The following is a 16,600-nucleotide window of genomic DNA, read 5'->3' as shown; positions in this document are numbered from 1 at the left end:
GTACGGGTGAGTGGCCCACACCGCGGCACGGGATTCGGCCGTCGCGGACGGGATGCCCACGTTTGTCGGGCGTGTCGACGGGAACGGCAGTGGACATGACGAAACCTCGTGTGGTGATCGTGGGTGCCGGGTTCGCCGGATACCACGCGGCGAAGACGTTGAGCCGGCTGGCCAGCAGGCGGGCGGAGATCGTCCTGCTGAACACGACCGACTACTTCCTCTACCTGCCGCTGCTGCCCGAGGTGGCCGCCGGGGTGGTCGAACCGACCCGGATCTCCGTGCCGCTCGCCGGCACCCTCGACGGCGTCCGGGTGGTGATCGGCGAGGCGAACCGGGTCGACCTGCACAACCGGTGGGTCGGCTACCGGTCGCCGGAGGGCGACGAGGGGCAGCTCGCGTACGACCGGCTGGTGCTCTCCGTGGGCAGCGTCAACAAGCTGCTGCCGATCCCCGGGGTCACCGAGTACGCGCACGGCTTCCGTGGCCTGCCCGAGGCGCTCTACCTGCACGACCATGTGGTCCGGCAGATCGAGTTGGCCGAGGTGACCGACGACCCGGCCGAGCAGCGGGCCCGGACCACCTTCGTGGTGGTGGGCGCCGGCTACACCGGCACCGAGGTGGCGGCGCACGGGCAGCTCTTCACCGACCGGCTCATCGCCCAGCGGCCGCACCTGAAGGTACGTCCGCGCTGGATGCTGCTCGACGTGGCGCCCCGGGTGCTGCCCGAGCTGGACCAGCGGATGTCGATCACCGCCGACCGGGTGCTGCGCCGGCGGGGCGTCGACGTGCGGATGGGGACCTCGGTCTCCGAGGCCACGCCGGACGGGGTCATGCTCACCGACGGCGAGTACGTCCCGACGTGCAGCCTGGTCTGGTGCGTGGGGGTACGTCCCGACCCGTTCGTCGCCGAGCTGGGGCTGCGTACCGAGCGGGGGCGCCTGGTGGTCGACGAGTACCTCAACGTCCCCGGCTACCCCGAGGTGTTCGCCTGCGGCGACGCGTCCGCCGTGCCCGATCCCAGCCGACCCGGGCAGATCTGCGCCATGACCGCCCAGCACGCGCAGCGGCAGGGCAAGCTCGCGGCGCACAACATCGCCGCCTCCTACGGTCAGGGCGCCCGCAAGCCGTACAAGCACCACGAGTTGGGCTGGGTGGTGGACCTGGGCGGCAAGGACGCGGCGGCGAACCCGCTGAACGTGTCGCTGGCCGGCCTGCCGGCGAAGGCCGTCACCCGCGGCTACCACCTGTTCGCCATGCCGGGCAACCGGGCCCGGGTCGGCGCGGACTGGGTGCTCGACGCCACCCTGCCCCGGCCCGCCGTGCAGCTCGGGTTGGTGCCGGCGAACGCCGTACCGCTGGAAAGCGAGTCGCCCGAGGTGGTTCGCCGCCGCTGAGGCAGGCCGGCGTGCGCGGGGTGGCAGCCGGCCGGCGCGGAGGATCGTTCACTCCGGTTGATCTTCTTCCTTGCCCCGCCCGCCGGGCGGGCGCCCGGATGTGTCGTCCCGTCGGGCGCTCCGGCGGCCCCACGACCGGCTCGAGTCCCCGTTGGCCGGCGCGGGCAGCGTACGCAGCCCGGCGGGGGTGAACTCACGCAGCAGGATCTGCGCGATCCCGGCCGCCGGGATGGCCAGCAGGGCACCCACCAGGCCGCCTACCGCGGCGGCGAGCAGCACGCTGACCAGCACGGTCAGTGGGTTGAGCCGGACGGCGCGGGACATGATGACCGGTGCCAGCAGGTGGTTCTCGGCCTGCTGGTAGAGGATGAAGAAGACCAGCACCACCACGCCGGTGGTGGGGGACTTCAGGAAACCGGCACCGGCCGCGAGGATCGCGCCGATCGTCGCGCCGACCAGCGGGATCAGGTCCGCGATGGCGACCAGCAGGGCGATCACCGCGGCGAACGGCACCCCGGTGACGAGGAGCAGCACGAAGGTCATCCCGCCCAGCAGCACGCTGATCAGCAGGTTGCCGCTGAGGTAGCCGGTGACGGTGCGGGAGGACTCCCGGCCGATCCGGCGCAGCCGCTCCGCGTGGCGGTCGCCGGCCAGGGCCAGCGTCGCGGCGATGACTTTCGGCGCCTCCAGCACCATCAGGTACGAGAGCACCACCACGGCGGCGATCCCGGCGCCGATCTGGGCCGCCCCCCGGAGCACCCCGATGGCCGGTTGGCCGAGCCGGGACGCGTACTGCTCGAACTGACCGGCGTGCGCGTTGGCGTACTGGCGGAGGTGGAGCCGGTCCAGCAGGTGGCCGATCGGCCCCTGCCCGGCCCTCGCCTCGCGGAGCAACTCCGGCGCCCGCTCGGCGAACCGGGCCACCTCGTGCACCAGCGGCAGCACGATCGCCGCCGTCAGCCCGGCGAGCAGCACAAAGGCGGCCACGAAGACCATCAGCGTGGCCAGCGCCCGGCGCCGGACGAGCCGGCGCTGCAGCCAGTCGACCACCGGCTTGAGGGCGACCGCGAAGAACGCCGCGACGAGCATCCAGGTGAGCACCACCCTGGTCGCCCAGACGAACCCCAGCGCGATCAGGGTGGCGAGCAGCAGACCGATGACGATCAGCGTGCGCCGGACGGTGGACCGGTCGTCGGCGTTGCTCATCCGGCGCGCCTACCCCTGCGCAGGGCGCGGAAACCCGGCGGGTCAGTGGTCGGCGAGGTCGGCGTCGGTGGCCGGACGGGTGCCGGCGAGGAACGCGTCCAACGTCGCCCCGTGCAGCACGCCGCCGGGCACCGGGTCTCCCGCGGCGCGGGCCACGAGCCGGCGTACCGGCAGCCGGTCGGGGCGGTGGGCGGCGGCGAGCACCAGGTTGCCGTAGCGCCGGCCGCGGAGCATCCGCCGGTCGGCGACCAGGCAGACGTCGGCGAACACGGCGCGCAGGTTGGCCACCTGCGTCCGGGCGAAGACCAGCGGCGGCAGGTCGGTGACGTTGACCAGATAGATGCCGTCCGGGCGGAGTACCCGGGCCACCTCGGCGACGAACTCCACGCTGGCCACGTGCCGGGGCATCCGGGCCGCCCGGTAGACGTCGGCGAGGATCAGGTCGTACGCCTCGGCCGGCACGGCGGCCACCGACTCCCGGGCGTCCCCGATCTCCACGGCGATCTCGGGCGGCACCGGGGGCAGCTCCCGGCGGACGAGCTCGACCACGGCCGGCTCCCGCTCGACGACCCGCTGCGCGGAGCCGGGGCGGGTGGCGGCGAGCCAGCGCGGCAGGGTGAGCGCGCCGCCGCCCAGGTGCAGGGCGGTCAACGGACGCCTGGCCGGGGCGGCCAGGTCGACCACCGCGGCCATCCACCGGACGTACTCGAAGTGCAGGTGGCGGGGGTCGGCGACGTCGACGTAGGACTGTTCGACCCCGGCCGCGAGCAGGGTACGCCCGCTCGGCCGGGCCCGGTCCACGACGATCTCCAGATCCTCCGCACCGCTGCCCACGGCGGGCAACGCTACCCGTGCGGCGTGGGCCGGCGGGCGGCGTGCCCGCCGGCCCGGGGGGTGGCTCAGCCGGCGTTCATGCCGGCGCCCACCTCGTCGATGGCGGCGTCGACCCGCTGGGCCAGGTCCACGTCCAGCGCGCTCACCCCGTCAACCTGCTGGGTCCGTACGGTGATCAGAGCGCTGTCCGATTCGGGGCGCCCGATCTGCGGGCCCCGCCCGGTCTCGGCCTTCAGCTGGTCGAGGCGGTCGAGCACCCGGTCCAGGTTGTCGGCCGGAAGCTCGATGGTGCGCACCAGCGACTGCCGGTCGCTGGACCAGTACGGCAGGCTGGCGAGCGCGTCGCGCAGCTCCTGCTCGTTGAGCGGCGCGGTGGCGGAGGTCGGGCCCACCAGGCCACCGCCGGCCTCCGGCGGCGCGAGCAGGTCCCGCAACCCGTCCGGTACGCGCAGCGACTCGACCAGGTCGCCGTCGGCGTCGGCCAACGCGGCCAGGGTCGCCTCGGCCTGGTAGCGCGCCTGCTCCGGGCTGAGCCGACTGCGCCGGCCCACCTCGGCCAGGAAGCCCGGCAGGTCCCGGTGTCGATCGATGCCGTCCACCGGCACCACGTCGTGCAGTTTCACCGGCACCGCCGCGAGCAGCCGTTCCCGCTCGGCCTCGTCCAACGCCCAGGCCAGCGCGAGCACGGTCGCCTCCGCCGCGACCTTGGCGGTGGAGAAGTCCACCCCCGCGCGCCGGCTGACCTCCTCGACCAGATCTCGGTAGCCCACCTGGGTGACCCCCGCAGCCTGCGGGGTCCGGTTCGGCAGCGCCCGGGGTCGCTCCGGCACGCCGGCCGGCGGCGGGGCCGGACCGCCGCGCGTGGTGTCCGGCTTGCGCCGCCCGGCGGGCGCCGGCCCGGACCGTTCGCGCTGGTCCAGCGAGGTGATCTGCTTGGACGCGCTCAGGCTGGCGCCGGTCTGGCTCGGCCGCCGTCCGCGTTCCCGGGCCTCCCGGGCCAGCGTCCGGCGGCGCTGGTTGTCGCCCTCCATCTGCTTGCGCATCGTCGCACCTCGTTCCTCTTCGGGTTGCGCCTTCCGCCGCTGGCCTTCCCGGCGCTGCCGGGAAGGAAACGGGGTGCGCCCGGCGACCGGGCCAAGCGGGCCGGCGAGCTTCATTCGCTGCGGGTGAGGGTCGCTCACCCGGGGCGGCTCCACGATCGCAATGGACCGGAAGAACTTCCGATGCACGCGGAAGGGAAGGTCGCCATGAAGAGGATCGCCGAGATCGTTCCCGCCCGACCCGGCTGGTACGCACGGTGGCAGGTCAGCCCGGAAACCACCCGCTGCTACCCGGTCACCCTGTGGGCGCTCCTGGAGGAGGCCGACGGCAGCGGCCGCGAGGTCGTCGGCGTCGACTGTGTGGGGCAGTGGCCCGGTGCGGACGACAACGAGCCAGGTGGGACGTTCGTCCGCTATCTCTTCCAGACACCCGACACCGGCGCACCGGAGGACGCCGAGCCCCCAACGCTCGGCGAGCTCCGGGAGTCCGGTCCGCGGCGGCAGCCGGTCACCGCCTGAGCCACCCTCCCCGGCCCCCGGCCCCTGGTCCCAGGGTCGGGGGCCACCCCTGTCCCGGGTGGCTGCTCAACCGACCCGGCCCCGCGTATACTTGCCGCCCTGCAAGTGTCCGTCGTTGAGTGAGAGGGGCCCCGGTGGCGTTCACCGTCACGTACGCCCAGCAGGACGGGGGCAGAGCCTGCCTCCGGCTCGCCGGCGAGCTCGACCTGAGCACCGCTGCACAGCTCAACGCCGCCGTCGACCGGCTGGCCGCCGACGGGCACCACGAGCTGCTGGTGGACCTCACCGAGCTGACCTTCTGCGACTCGGTCGGCATCGCGGCCCTCGTCCGCGGCAACAACCACGCCTCCGCCGAGGGCGGCTGGCTGCGCATCACCGGGGCGACCGGCCGGGTGGCCCGGGTGCTGCAGATGACCGGGCTGGCCGAGCTGCTGCGATACGAGGTTGACCTGCCCGACCCGGCCTCGCCGTCGGCCCCGTGATCGACTAGATTTCCCCGCCATAGGTGACCGCCCGGTCCCGTTCCGCCTTCGACCCGAAGCAGGTAAGCCATGGGCCCAGGCACCTCGAACCCGGTACGCATTCTCGTCGTGGACGACGACCCGGGTGACGTCCTGATGATCGAGGAGGCCCTCTCGGACTCGGACGTCGACAAGGTCATCGACGTGGTCAACGACGGGCAGGAGGCGATGGAGTTTCTCCGGCGGGAGGGCCGGCACACCGAGGCCCGCCGACCGGACGTGATCCTGCTCGACCTCAACATGCCTCGGATGGACGGGCGGCAGGTGCTCGGCGCGGTCAAGCGGGACGACGACCTGCGGACCATCCCGATCGTCGTGTTGACCACGTCCAACGCCGACACGGACATTCTCGGCAGCTACACCCTGCAGGCCAACGCGTACGTGACGAAGCCGATCGACCTGGACGAGTTCAACGACGTGGTGCACCGCATCGACGAGTTCTTCGGCCGGGTGGCCGTCCTCCCCAAGCAGCGCTGAGTCGTCGACGACGCCAGGTCGCGGGGATGCTCGGATACTGAACATTTTTTGGGAACCGCCGCGGCGGCAGCCGCGACCCCGCAGGATCGGCAGGTGGGGGAAGTGACACCAGCTGCCTGGGGGGCGACAGTATGAGGTTCTCCGTCGTTGAGACCGGCTATGACCAGCGGCAGGTGGATGCCTGCCTGGACGAGCTGGGGATCCGGTTGGTCCGGCTCGCGGCGCGCGCGGAGAGTGCGGGCGGCGCCGGCCGCGAGTGGGACCAGGTCCGGCAGGAGGCGGGCCAGCTCTGCGACTTCCTGCACCGGCGTACCGCACCGGTCGACGTCGAGGTGGCCGCCTGGCGGGCCGGGGCGTCGACCCTGGAGCGGGAGGCGGCGGAGCTGCTGGCCCAGGCCCGCGGCGAGTTGGAGGCCGCCCGGGAGGAGGCCCGCCAGGTCCGCGAGCAGGCGTACGCCGAGGCGGTGCGGGCGCGCCGGGACTTCGAGGCGGCGCTGCTGGCCCGCCGCCGGCGCGCGGCCCAGACGGAGGAGATCCTGGCCGGGGTGCCGGGCGACGTGGTGCCGGCGGACACCCCGACCGCCGCCGCCGGGGTGCCGGCCACCCGGGTCGGTGCGGGCGGTCCGGGGCCGGCCGAGCGGAGCGCTGCCTGAGCCCTGCTCAGACCAGCGCCGCGACCACCGTGGTGGCCCGCTCCTCGTGCTGGGCGTACGCGTCGGGGAAGGCGGAGACCTGCACGGCCTGGGCGGCCTGGGTGACGCTCAGGTCCGCCCAGCCGGGCACCTCGTTCAGCGCCGTGAAGAAGGCGCGGGCCGTGTACGCCGGCCGCATCAGGTCGGCGACGGTGCCCCAGCCGCTGCTCGGCCGCTGCTGGAACAGCCCGACCGAGTCGTGGTCGGATCCGCTGCCCTGGTGCGGGTAGTCGTAGGACTCGGGCAGCACGTCGCTGGCCAGGTTGTAGAGGTTGCTCTCCTGCATGGCCGTGGCGATGGCCACGACGAGCGCGCGGCGCGGCATCTGCATGGCCCGCCCGACGTCGACGATCACCTTGGCGTTGTCCATCTGCAGCTGGTCCAGACCGGCGACCGGGCGGGGGCGCTTGGGCTTGGCCGGTTTCTTCGGCGCCTTCTTCTTCGTCGGAGTCGGGCTGGGCGTGGCGACCGGGATCGGGGTGACCGGCACGGCGACCGGGGGAGTGGTGCGGGTGAAATCCCGGGAGGCTGGCTGCTCCGCGGCGGCGCGGTCGGCGAGTACCTCGCGGACGGGCTCGTGTCGCTGGCCGGTGTCCTGGGCGCCGACGAAGCCGATCAGGCCGAGACAGCAGGTCACGCCGGCCGCCAGCGCGACCCGGGCGGGCGTTGACCGGAGCGGGCCGCGGCGCGGTGGTGCGGTCCGGTGCCGTCCGATCCTCCGTTCGGCCGAGGCCCGGTCGGTCGTCAGGCCACAGACGCACGTCTCGGTCTGGTTCTGCGGTGAGGGGTCGTCGGGGTGCACCCGGAGAGGCTAGAAAGCTTCGCGGCGGTTGCCACCAGGGTAGTTAGTGGCATGCGCCACAATTTGCCATGATCCGCCCCGGCAATACGCTCGGTGAATAACGAAAGCCGCCCTTCCTTCCTTTCGCATTTGTCGGTAATGACGGGAAGGGCGGGATGAAGCGTGCGGATGATCATCTTTGCCATGCTTCGCCCGCGCCTCCCCCGTTCGGCCCATGCGCACCCCCGCCACCTGCGGTTTTCGGTTCAGCCGGTGGGCCTAACCACACGACGGCCGGGTGTGCCGGCATCGCGGCCACCGGGGGCGGGCCGGCTCGATACGATGCGGACGGTGACGGAGCAGATGGTGGATGAGCGGGCCGCCGGTGACCCCAGCGGTCGCCCGGACCGGCGGGGACTGCTCGTCGGCCTCCTCGCCGTGCTGCTCGCCGTGCTGCTGGCCGGCCATCGGGTGGTGCCCAACGTGCACGGCCTGGGTAGCCTGGTCGACAGCGTCACCCCGCTGCTCGGTCTGGGCGTACCCCCGCTCGCGCTCGCGGCCCTGCTGCGCCGATCCCGGCGGGCGCTGCTGGCCGTGCTCCTGCCGGCGGTCGTCTGGGCCGCGCTCTTCGGTGGCGCCTGGCTGCCGCCGGCGGCCGGCACCGGGCCGGCCTCGATCCGGGTGGCCAGCCAGAACCTGCGTTCCGGCAACCCCGACCCGGCGGCCACGGTCGACGCGCTCGCCGGTGCGGGCGCGGACCTGATCGGGCTGCAGGAGGTCGACGACGGCGACCGGGTCGACGTGGCGTTGGGTCAGCGGTACCCCCACCGGGCCGCGGTGTCGACGGTCGCGCTGTGGAGCCGGTGGCCGATCCGTGACTCGGTGGGCGTGGACACGGGCCTGGGCTGGGACCGGGCATTACGGGCGGTGGTCGCCGCCCCCCAGGGCGACCTCGTGGTGTACGTGGTCCATCTGGGCTCCGCCCGGGCCGGGCACACCGTCACCCGGGACGAGACCCTCGCCGCGCTGGCCGCCAAGGTCCGGGACGACCACGCCTCCCGCCTGGTGGTGCTCGGCGACCTGAACACCGCCACCACCGACCGGGTCTTCGCGCCGCTCACCCGGCTGCTGAACAACGCGCAGGCCGACGTCGGTCAGGGCTTCGGGTTCACCTGGCCGGCGGAGCTGCCGGTGACCCGCCCGGACCACGTGCTCTACCGGGGGCTCACCCCCACCGCGGCGGGCGTGCTGCACACCCCGGACAGCGACCACCGCGCGGTGACCGCCAGCTTCCGCTGGTAGCGGTCAGTGCCGGCCGCCGTCCGCCGGCGTGACGGTCAGCCGGTGGCGGCTGTTGTCGTCGCTGGAGAACGGCCACAACCGATCGGCGTGTATGACCAGGTCGGCCAGCTGGTCCCGGGTCAGGCCGGCGGAGGAGATCTCCGCGTGCACATCGGCCCGGTACCGGCCGTCGTCGTCGCGGCCGAGCCTCGCCTCCGCGGTCACCTCGACGGTGTGCGCCTCGTCGGTGATCTCGGCGGCCGCCTCCACCGCCGCATGGTGCAGGCAGGACGCGAACGCGGCGGCCAGCAACTGCTCCGGCGTCAGCCCGGTGCAGTGCGGCGCCAGCGGGGACGCCAGGGCCGTGGAGAGCCCGCCGTCGTCGGTGCGTACGTGACCGCCCGCGGCGGTCGCCGTGGCTTTCTCGTGCAGCCAGGAACTCGGATCCGACATCGCGTTCCTCCCGTCGCTCACCCGCCCGGCTACCCGGCCGCCGCCCCGCGAAACCGGGCCGGGAGCACCGCGGACGGCCCGCCGAGCGGCGGCGTGACCAGCGCCTGCGGCGGCCGGATCAGCGCGGGCGGGTCCAGGTCAGCGAGTCCAGGTCGGCTCGTCCAGGCCCATCGCCTCGGTCGACGCGGCGGCGGCCTGCTCGGTCCACGGGGACAGTGGGGCCGGACGTTGCCGGCGCGCGGCCGGCGGCATCATCGGCACGTACACCCGGGCATCGACCGCCTCCGCCAGCAGCAGCGCGGCCATCAGGCTGGTCGGGCGCCGGGCCGGATCCTCGGACAGGCACCGGTGGCAGAGGTCGGCGACCTCCGGCGGCAGGCCGTCGATCTCCGGCAGCGGCTCCGGCGCCTGCCGCCGGCGGCAGCCCAGATACTGCGCGGTGCTGTCGGCGGTGTACGGCAGCCGGCCGGTCAGGCAGTAGTAGAGGAGCACGCCGAGGGCGTACATGTCAGCGGCGGGGGTGGCCGGCTGCCGGTCCAGCTGCTCGGGCGCCAGGTACGCGGGAGTGCCGATCACCACGCCGTCCGGCGTCTGGTCGGGGGTGCCGGCCGGGGTGGCGATGCCGAAGTCGAGCACCTTCACCCCGGCCGGAGTGAGGATCACGTTCGCCGGCTTCACGTCCCGGTGCACGATGCCCTGCGCGTGCGCCGCGGCCAGCGCCGCGCTCACCTCGGCGCACACCCGGACCCCGATCCGCCAGTCCAACGGGCCGCCCCGCAGGTGCGCGGCGAGCGTCTCGCCCTCGGCCAGCTCCATCACGATGTACGGCAGCTCGCGTCCGTCCAGGGCGGTGGCGGTGGCGGTGCCGAAGTCGTGCACGCTGGCCACGTTCGGGTGCACGAGGCGGGCCGCGGAGCGGGCCTCGCCCCGGATCCGCTCGACCGACGTGGCCTCGCCGTCCAGCCCGGGGGAGATCAGCTTCACCGCCACGGTCCGGTCCAGCACCAGGTCGTGGGCCCGCCAGACCTCCGACATGCCCCCGACGCCGACGCGCTGTTCGAGCTCGTACCGCCCGCCCAGCGTCCTCATCGACCCTCCTCGCCGTCGCGTCCGGTGCGGGAAGCGCCCCGGTACTGCGGGTCGCGGTACCCGGGCCCCGAGCAGGGCAAACCGCCGGGGGTTTCGCCCGCCGGGCCGGCGGCGCGGGTAGGTTCCCCGGAAGGGGTCGTGCCGGCGGGAACGGAGGGTGCGCGGTGGCTCTGGTGCGCGTACGGTTCGTCGGCGGACCCGCCCACGACCTGGTCCGGGAGTTGCCGGCCGAGCCGGACGGGGAGCCGCCGCGGCGGTGGATCATGCGGCACCCGGGCGAGGCGGCCGCTCCGCCCGGCGACGAGACCGACCACCTCTACGAGCGCGACCGGCGGGACGGCTGGGGCACCTGGACGATGCGGTACGTGCGCACCGAGCCGTTCGGCGCCACCGAGTGAGCGGGCTCAGGCCGACCGACCGCCGTCCACGCACTGCCGACAAGTGATCCCGCAGCGACCCCGCCCACCACCCGGCGGGCCACCAGGCGGCGGGCCGAGCGGCCGACCTGCGCGGGAACGCCGTGGGCGGCCGCACAGCTGGTACACAGGATCGGGACAGGCGCGGCACAGCGGGGCGGCCCACGATGGGGGACATGGTGATGGACGGGCAGGCCATGCGGGGTCGGATCGAGCTGCGCCGACCGGACGGCGAACCGGTGCGCGTACTGGTGGTCGACGACGAGCCGACGCTGACCGACCTGCTCGCGATGGCCCTGCGCTACGAGGGCTGGGAGGTGGCCACGGCCGGCAACGGGACGGCCGCGATCATCACCGCCCGGCAGGTCAAGCCCGACGTGGTGGTGCTCGACGTCATGCTCCCCGACCTGGACGGCTTCCAGGTGCTGCGCCGGCTGCGCGAGGAGACCCCGAGCGTGCCGGTGCTCTTCCTCACCGCCCGGGACGCGGTGGAGGAGCGGATCGCCGGGCTCACCGTCGGCGGGGACGACTACGTCACCAAGCCGTTCAGCCTGGAGGAGGTGATCGCCCGGCTGCGTGCCCTGCTGCGCCGCTCCGGGTTCGCGGTCGCCACCCGCGAGGAGGCCGTGCTCACCGTCGGCGACCTCAGCCTGGACGAGGACAGCCACGAGGTACGCCGTGGCGCCGACCTGATCACCCTCACCGCCACCGAGTTCGAGCTGCTGCGCTACCTGATGCGCAATCCGCGCCGGGTGCTCAGCAAGGCGCAGATCCTCGACCGGGTCTGGAACTACGACTTCGGCGGCCAGGCCAACGTGGTCGAGCTGTACATCTCGTACCTCCGCAAGAAGATCGACGCGGGCCGCGAGCCGATGATCCACACGCTGCGGGGCGCCGGGTATGTCCTCAAGCCGGCGGAGTGACCTGGCCGAGCGGCTGCGTCGTCGGCTGGCCGGCTGGTCGCTACGCCGCCGCCTCGTGCTCTCCGTGGTGGCGCTGCTCGCCCTGGTCAGCGTCGGCATCGGCGGGCTGACCACGGTCGCCCTCCGGCACTTCCTGGTCAACCAGGTCGACAAGCAGCTCACCATGAGCGACCGGCGCGGCTCCAACGTGCCGCCCTGGTTCCGCCCCGGCGATTCGAGGCGGCTGGGCCCCAACACCGACCGGCCGGAGCCGCCGCCCGGCTTCCCACCCGGCTCGATCGCGATCCGGATCGACGGCGGGGTTCCGACGGCGACGGCCCGAACCGAGTCCGGGGGAACCGAAGCCGTGTCCGCCACCGACGTCACCGCAGTTGCCGCGCTGCCGCTCGACGGGCGGCCACGTACCGTCGAGGTCGGCGACCGCGGTGACTTCCGCGCGACCGCCCACCGGGCGCCCGACGGCGACGTGCTCGCCCTCGCCATCCCGCTCGCCGGCGCCGAGCAGACGGTGATGTGGATGGTCGTCGCCCAGGCCGGCGTGATCGTGGCGGGGCTGATCATCGCCGGCGGCCTCGGCGCGCTGATCGTCCGGGCCACGCTGCGCCCGCTGAACCGGGTCGCCGCCACCGCCAGCCGGGTCACCGAGCTGCCGCTCGACCGCGGCGAGGTGGCGCTGTCGGTCCGGGTGCCGGCAGCCGACACCGACCCGCGGACCGAGGTGGGGCAGGTGGGCGGCGCGCTCAACCGGATGCTCGGCCACGTCGCCGCCGCGCTCGCCGCCCGCCAGGCCAGCGAGACCCGGGTACGCCAGTTCGTCGCCGACGCCAGCCACGAGCTGCGCACCCCCCTGGCGGCGATCCGCGGGTACGCGGAGGTGGCCCGGCGCGGCCGGGACGAGGTCCCGCCGGACGTGGCCCACGCGCTGCGCCGGGTGGAGTCCGAGAGCACCCGGATGACCAGCCTCGTCGACGACCTGCTGCTGCTCGCCCGGCTGGACTCCGGGCGACCCCTCGCGGCCGAGCCGGTGGACCTCACCGCCCTCGTGGTGAACGCGGTCAGCGACGCGCATGTGGCCGGACCCGACCACCGCTGGCAGCTGGACCTGCCGGACGAGCCGGTGAGCGTCACCGGCGACGCCCACCGGCTGCACCAGGTGCTGGCCAACCTCCTCGCCAACGCCCGGGTACACACCCCACCGGGCACCACCGTGACCACCCGGCTGGCGCCGGTGACCGACGGCGTCGAACTCAGCGTCACCGACGACGGCCCCGGCATCCCCACCGACCTCCAGCCGGAGGTCTTCGAGCGCTTCGCCCGCGGCGACAGCTCCCGCTCCCGGGCGCACGGCAGCACCGGGCTCGGTCTGGCCATCGTGGCCGCCGTGGTCGAGGCCCACCACGGCCGGGTCGACGTGGCCAGCCGTCCCGGCCGGACCACCTTCACGGTGCGGCTGCTGGGATCCACAGCCGACGCATAGGTCGTTCATGGGGCCGGACCAGCGGGTCACCGGAGGCTGGCCGGCATGGACAGAACAGAGAGTCTGCTGACCGCGCCCGCGAGCGGGTCGACCGGGACCGAGCCGCCCCCTGCGCCCGCCCCGGAACCGGGTCCCACAGTGGCGGCACCCGCGCCGCCCCGCCGCGATCCGCGCTGGGCGAGACCGGCCCTGATCGGGCTGCTGCTGGCCACCGCCGTGCTCTATTTGTGGGGGCTCGGCGCCTCCGGCTGGGGCAACGCGTTCTACTCGGCGGCCGTGCAGGCCGGCTCGGAGAGCTGGACCGCGTTCTTCTACGGCTCATCCGACGCGGCCAACTCGATCACCGTCGACAAGACCCCCGCCTCGCTGTGGCTGATGGCGCTCTCCGTCCGGGTCTTCGGGCTCAGCAGCTGGTCGATCCTGGTTCCGCAGGCGCTGCTCGGGGTGGCCACGGTCGGCGTGCTGTACGCGGCGGTCCGCCGCTGGTACGGCCCGGCCGCCGGTCTGCTCGCCGGCGCGGTGCTCGCGGTCACCCCGGTGGCCACCCTGATGTTCCGGTTCAACAACCCGGACGCGCTGCTGGTGTTCCTGCTGGTCGCCGCCGCGTACGCCACGGTGCGTGCGGTCGAGACGGCGAGCACCCGGTGGCTCATGCTGACCGGCGTGCTGGTCGGCCTCGGCTTCCTCACCAAGATGCTCCAGGCGTTCCTGGTGATCCCGGTCTTCGCCGGCGTCTACCTGCTGGCCGCGCCGACCGGCGTCTGGCGCCGGATCCGTCAGCTGCTGCTGTCCGGGCTCGCCGTGGTGGTCTCCGCCGGCTGGTGGGTGGCCGTGGTGGAGCTGGTGCCGGCGAGCGCCCGCCCGTACATCGGCGGGTCGCAGCACAACAGCATCCTGGAGCTGACCCTCGGCTACAACGGTCTGGGCCGGATCACCGGCAACGAGGAGGGCAGCGTCGGCCCCGGCCGGATGGGCGGCGGTGGCGGGGGACCGTTCTCCGGCCAGACCGGCTGGCTGCGGATGTTCGACACCGAGGTCGGCGGGCAGATCTCCTGGCTGTTGCCGGCCGCGCTGATCCTGCTGGTCGCCGGCCTGGTGCTGGCCGGCCGGGCGGCGCGGACCGACCGGACCCGGGCCGGCCTGCTGCTCTGGGGCGGCTGGCTGCTGGTCACCGGGCTGATCTTCAGCTTGATGTCCGGGATCTTCCACGCCTACTACACGGTGGCCCTGGCCCCCGCGGTCGGCGCCCTGGTCGGCATCGGCGTGGCCCTGCTGTGGCGGGCCCGGGCCACCCCGGGCCGATGGCGGTCCCGCGCGGCGACCGCCACGCTGGCGGTCACCCTGGCGGTCACCGCCTGGTGGTCGTGGCGCCTGCTGGGCCGCAGCGCCGACTGGTATCCGTGGCTGCCCACCGCCGTGCTGGCGGTCGGCCTGGCCGCCGCCGTCCTGCTGCTCCTGGTCGGCCGGCTGCCCCGCCGGGTGGCCCCGGTGGTGCTGGCGCTCGGCGCGGTGGCCGTCCTCGCCGGCCCGGCCGGGTACGCGCTGAAGACCGCCGCGACGCCGCACACCGGCTCGATCCCCAGCGCCGGCCCGTTCACGCAGGGCGGCTTCGGCCCGGGGCGCGGCGGGTTCCCCGGCGGCCGGATGCCGGCCGGCATGGAGCTCCCCGGCGGCCCGGACGGCGGCACGGCGCAGGACGGCCGGTTCCCCGGTTCCCCCGGCGGCCAGGGGCAGTTCCCGGGCTTCCCGGGCGGTCCGAACGGGAGTCTCCCCGGTCTGCCCGGCAGTGCGACCGCCGGCACCGGCCAGCCCGGCCAGACCGGCACGGGACAGTTCCCCGGTGGCGCGTTCCCCGGGGGCGACGGGCGGTCGCAGCGGAACGGCGGCGGCATGGGCGGGCTGCTCGACGCCAGCGAGCCGAGCGCGGAGATGACCGCGCTGCTGACGGCCGACGCCGACCGGTACACCTGGGTGGCCGCCACCGTCGGCTCGAACAACGCCTCCGGCTACCAGCTCACCACCCGCAGGCCGGTGATGCCGATCGGCGGCTTCAACGGCAGCGATCCGTCCCCGACCCTGGCGCAGTTCCAGCAGTACGTCGCCGCCGGAAAGGTCCACTACTTCATCGGCGGCGGCGGGTTCCGGGCCAACGGCGGGAGCAGCGCGTCCCAGGAGATCGCCGCCTGGGTCGCCGAGCACTTCACCGCCAAGACCGTCGACGGCGTCACCGTGTACGACCTGAGCAGCGGGAAGCAGGGCTGACCATGACCTGGACGAGCCAACCCCGGGCCGCGGTGCAGGCCCGCCCGACGGCGCCGACGGCCGTGCTGGACGTGGTGGTCCCCGTCTACAACGAGGAGACCGACCTCGGGCCCTGCGTCCGGCGGCTGCACGCCCACCTCAGCACGCACTTCCCGTACCCGTTCCGGATCACGGTGGCCGACAACGCCAGCGCCGACGGCACCCTCGCGGTGGCCGAGACGCTCGCCGCGGAGCTGCCCGGGGTGAGCGTGCTGCACCTCGACGCCAAGGGGCGGGGCCGGGCGCTGCGGGCGGCCTGGTCCGCCTCCCCGGCGCCGGTGCTGGCGTACCTGGACGTGGACCTCTCCACCGACCTGGCGGCGCTGCTGCCGCTGGTGGCGCCGCTCATCTCCGGCCACTCGGACCTGGCCATCGGCACCCGGCTGGCCCGGACCAGCCGGGTGGTCCGGGGCGCCAAGCGGGAGGTCATCTCCCGCGGTTACAACCTGCTGCTGCGCGGCACCCTCGCGGCGCGCTTCTCCGACGCGCAGTGCGGGTTCAAGGCGATCCGCGCCGACGTGGCCGCCCGGCTGCTGCCGCTGGTCCAGGACACCGGCTGGTTCTTCGACACCGAGCTGCTGGTCCTGGCGCAGCGGGCCGGGCTGCGCATCCACGAGGTGCCGGTGGACTGGGTGGACGACCCGGACAGCCGGGTGGACATCGTGGCCACCGCGTTGGCCGACCTGCGCGGCATCGGGCGGCTGGGCCGGGCGCTGGTCACCGGCGCGCTGCCCCTGGCGGAGCTGCGCGAGCAGTTGGGGCGGGCGCCCCTGCACCAGCCGCCGGCGCAGGTGCCGGTCGGGCTGCCCCGGCAGCTGGTCCGGTTCGCCGCAGTCGGGGTGGCCAGCACGCTCGCGTACCTGCTGCTGTTCGTGCTGGCCCGGGGGCCGCTCGGGGCGCAGCCGGCGAACCTGCTGGCGCTGCTGCTCACCGCGGTGGCCAACACGGCCGCCAACCGGCGGCTCACCTTCGGCGTCACGGGCCGCCACCACGCCGGCCGGCACCACCTCCAGGGGCTGCTCGCCTTCGCCCTGGGCCTGGCCCTGACCAGCGGCTCCCTGGCAATCCTGCACACCGCCACGGCAGCCCCGCCCCGAACGCTCGAACTGGCTGTGCTCGTCGCCGCGAACCTCGCCGCCACCGCCCTGCGCTTCATCCTGCTCCGCCTCGCCATGCACCACCGCCGCCCCTGACCG

17 protein-coding genes are annotated in these 16,600 nt (G+C 74.3%); 11 read left to right on the top strand and 6 right to left on the bottom strand.

Translation table 11 applies throughout. The annotated features are described in order from the left end of the window. The first annotated feature begins 95 nt into the window (after positions 1-95). Positions 96-1,394: an NAD(P)/FAD-dependent oxidoreductase gene (locus tag ACGF4F_RS14280; RefSeq protein WP_357445873.1), complete on the top strand. Its 1,299-nt coding sequence runs from the start codon at positions 96-98 to the stop codon at positions 1,392-1,394. Positions 1,395-1,442: 48 nt separating this feature from the next. Here the strand turns inward: ACGF4F_RS14280 and ACGF4F_RS14275 are convergent, their stop codons facing one another. From ACGF4F_RS14275 to ACGF4F_RS14265, 3 genes are all read right to left on the bottom strand, one after another. Continuing rightward, on the bottom strand, positions 1,443-2,600 hold the full coding sequence (locus ACGF4F_RS14275) for an AI-2E family transporter (protein WP_393077596.1): 1,158 nt from the start codon (positions 2,598-2,600) through the stop codon (positions 1,443-1,445). Positions 2,601-2,642: 42 nt separating this feature from the next. After that, complete coding sequence (locus tag ACGF4F_RS14270) at positions 2,643-3,434, bottom strand: spermidine synthase (protein WP_393077594.1); 792 nt, start codon at positions 3,432-3,434, stop codon at positions 2,643-2,645. Positions 3,435-3,499: 65 nt separating this feature from the next. Continuing rightward, positions 3,500-4,477, bottom strand: coding sequence for a DUF2267 domain-containing protein (locus ACGF4F_RS14265; RefSeq protein WP_393077591.1), 978 nt, complete (start codon positions 4,475-4,477; stop codon positions 3,500-3,502). Between the two features lie 204 nt (positions 4,478-4,681). On the opposite strand from ACGF4F_RS14265, the gene ACGF4F_RS14260 reads away from it, so the two are divergent. The 4 genes from ACGF4F_RS14260 (at position 4,682) to ACGF4F_RS14245 (ending at position 6,644) form a co-directional block, all read left to right on the top strand. After that, complete coding sequence (locus ACGF4F_RS14260) at positions 4,682-4,993, top strand: hypothetical protein (RefSeq protein WP_357445885.1); 312 nt, start codon at positions 4,682-4,684, stop codon at positions 4,991-4,993. Positions 4,994-5,127: 134 nt separating this feature from the next. Then, positions 5,128-5,475 carry an STAS domain-containing protein gene (locus tag ACGF4F_RS14255; RefSeq protein ID WP_393077588.1) on the top strand — a complete coding sequence of 116 codons (348 nt, stop codon included), beginning with the start codon at positions 5,128-5,130 and terminating at the stop codon, positions 5,473-5,475. 69 nt (positions 5,476-5,544) lie between these two features. Beyond that, positions 5,545-5,991, top strand: coding sequence for a response regulator (locus ACGF4F_RS14250; protein ID WP_357445891.1), 447 nt, complete (start codon positions 5,545-5,547; stop codon positions 5,989-5,991). A gap of 131 nt (positions 5,992-6,122) precedes the next feature. Continuing rightward, on the top strand, positions 6,123-6,644 hold the full coding sequence (locus ACGF4F_RS14245; protein ID WP_357445894.1) for an ATPase: 522 nt from the start codon (positions 6,123-6,125) through the stop codon (positions 6,642-6,644). A gap of 7 nt (positions 6,645-6,651) precedes the next feature. Here ACGF4F_RS14245 and ACGF4F_RS14240 read toward each other — a convergent pair whose 3' ends face one another. Beyond that, a complete protein-coding gene (locus ACGF4F_RS14240; RefSeq protein WP_393077585.1) occupies positions 6,652-7,485 on the bottom strand; it encodes a hypothetical protein in 834 nt (277 codons plus the stop codon). Between the two features lie 330 nt (positions 7,486-7,815). Between ACGF4F_RS14240 and ACGF4F_RS14235 the strand changes: the two genes are divergently transcribed. Further along, on the top strand, positions 7,816-8,766 hold the full coding sequence (locus tag ACGF4F_RS14235) for an endonuclease/exonuclease/phosphatase family protein (RefSeq protein WP_357445897.1): 951 nt from the start codon (positions 7,816-7,818) through the stop codon (positions 8,764-8,766). 3 nt (positions 8,767-8,769) lie between these two features. Here ACGF4F_RS14235 and ACGF4F_RS14230 read toward each other — a convergent pair whose 3' ends face one another. Both ACGF4F_RS14230 and ACGF4F_RS14225 read right to left on the bottom strand, forming a co-directional pair. Then, on the bottom strand, positions 8,770-9,198 hold the full coding sequence (locus ACGF4F_RS14230; protein WP_393077582.1) for an OsmC family protein: 429 nt from the start codon (positions 9,196-9,198) through the stop codon (positions 8,770-8,772). 138 nt (positions 9,199-9,336) lie between these two features. Beyond that, the gene (locus ACGF4F_RS14225) at positions 9,337-10,287 is read right to left on the bottom strand and encodes a serine/threonine-protein kinase (protein ID WP_357445903.1); all 951 of its coding nucleotides are present in this window, start codon (positions 10,285-10,287) and stop codon (positions 9,337-9,339) included. A 164-nt stretch (positions 10,288-10,451) separates the two neighbouring features. Between ACGF4F_RS14225 and ACGF4F_RS14220 the strand changes: the two genes are divergently transcribed. The 5 genes from ACGF4F_RS14220 (at position 10,452) to ACGF4F_RS14200 (ending at position 16,597) form a co-directional block, all read left to right on the top strand. Beyond that, positions 10,452-10,685: a hypothetical protein gene (locus ACGF4F_RS14220; protein ID WP_357445906.1), complete on the top strand. Its 234-nt coding sequence runs from the start codon at positions 10,452-10,454 to the stop codon at positions 10,683-10,685. Between the two features lie 194 nt (positions 10,686-10,879). After that, positions 10,880-11,626, top strand: coding sequence for a response regulator transcription factor (locus ACGF4F_RS14215; protein WP_393077578.1), 747 nt, complete (start codon positions 10,880-10,882; stop codon positions 11,624-11,626). Continuing rightward, positions 11,604-13,103, top strand: a complete 1,500-nt coding sequence (locus tag ACGF4F_RS14210; protein ID WP_357445909.1) for an ATP-binding protein — start codon at positions 11,604-11,606, stop codon at positions 13,101-13,103. Before ACGF4F_RS14215 ends, ACGF4F_RS14210 begins: the two co-directional genes overlap by 23 nt. A gap of 45 nt (positions 13,104-13,148) precedes the next feature. Then, entirely contained in the window at positions 13,149-15,365 is a 2,217-nt protein-coding gene (locus ACGF4F_RS14205; protein ID WP_357445912.1) for a glycosyltransferase family 39 protein, read from the top strand. A gap of 2 nt (positions 15,366-15,367) precedes the next feature. After that, entirely contained in the window at positions 15,368-16,597 is a 1,230-nt protein-coding gene (locus ACGF4F_RS14200) for a glycosyltransferase (protein WP_393077574.1), read from the top strand. Positions 16,598-16,600: the final 3 nt, after the last annotated feature.

Origin of the sequence: Micromonospora sp. NPDC047740, from assembly GCF_043204735.1 — a bacterium.
Classification (GTDB): domain Bacteria; phylum Actinomycetota; class Actinomycetes; order Mycobacteriales; family Micromonosporaceae; genus Micromonospora.
This window is presented reverse-complemented; position numbering and strand designations above follow the sequence as displayed.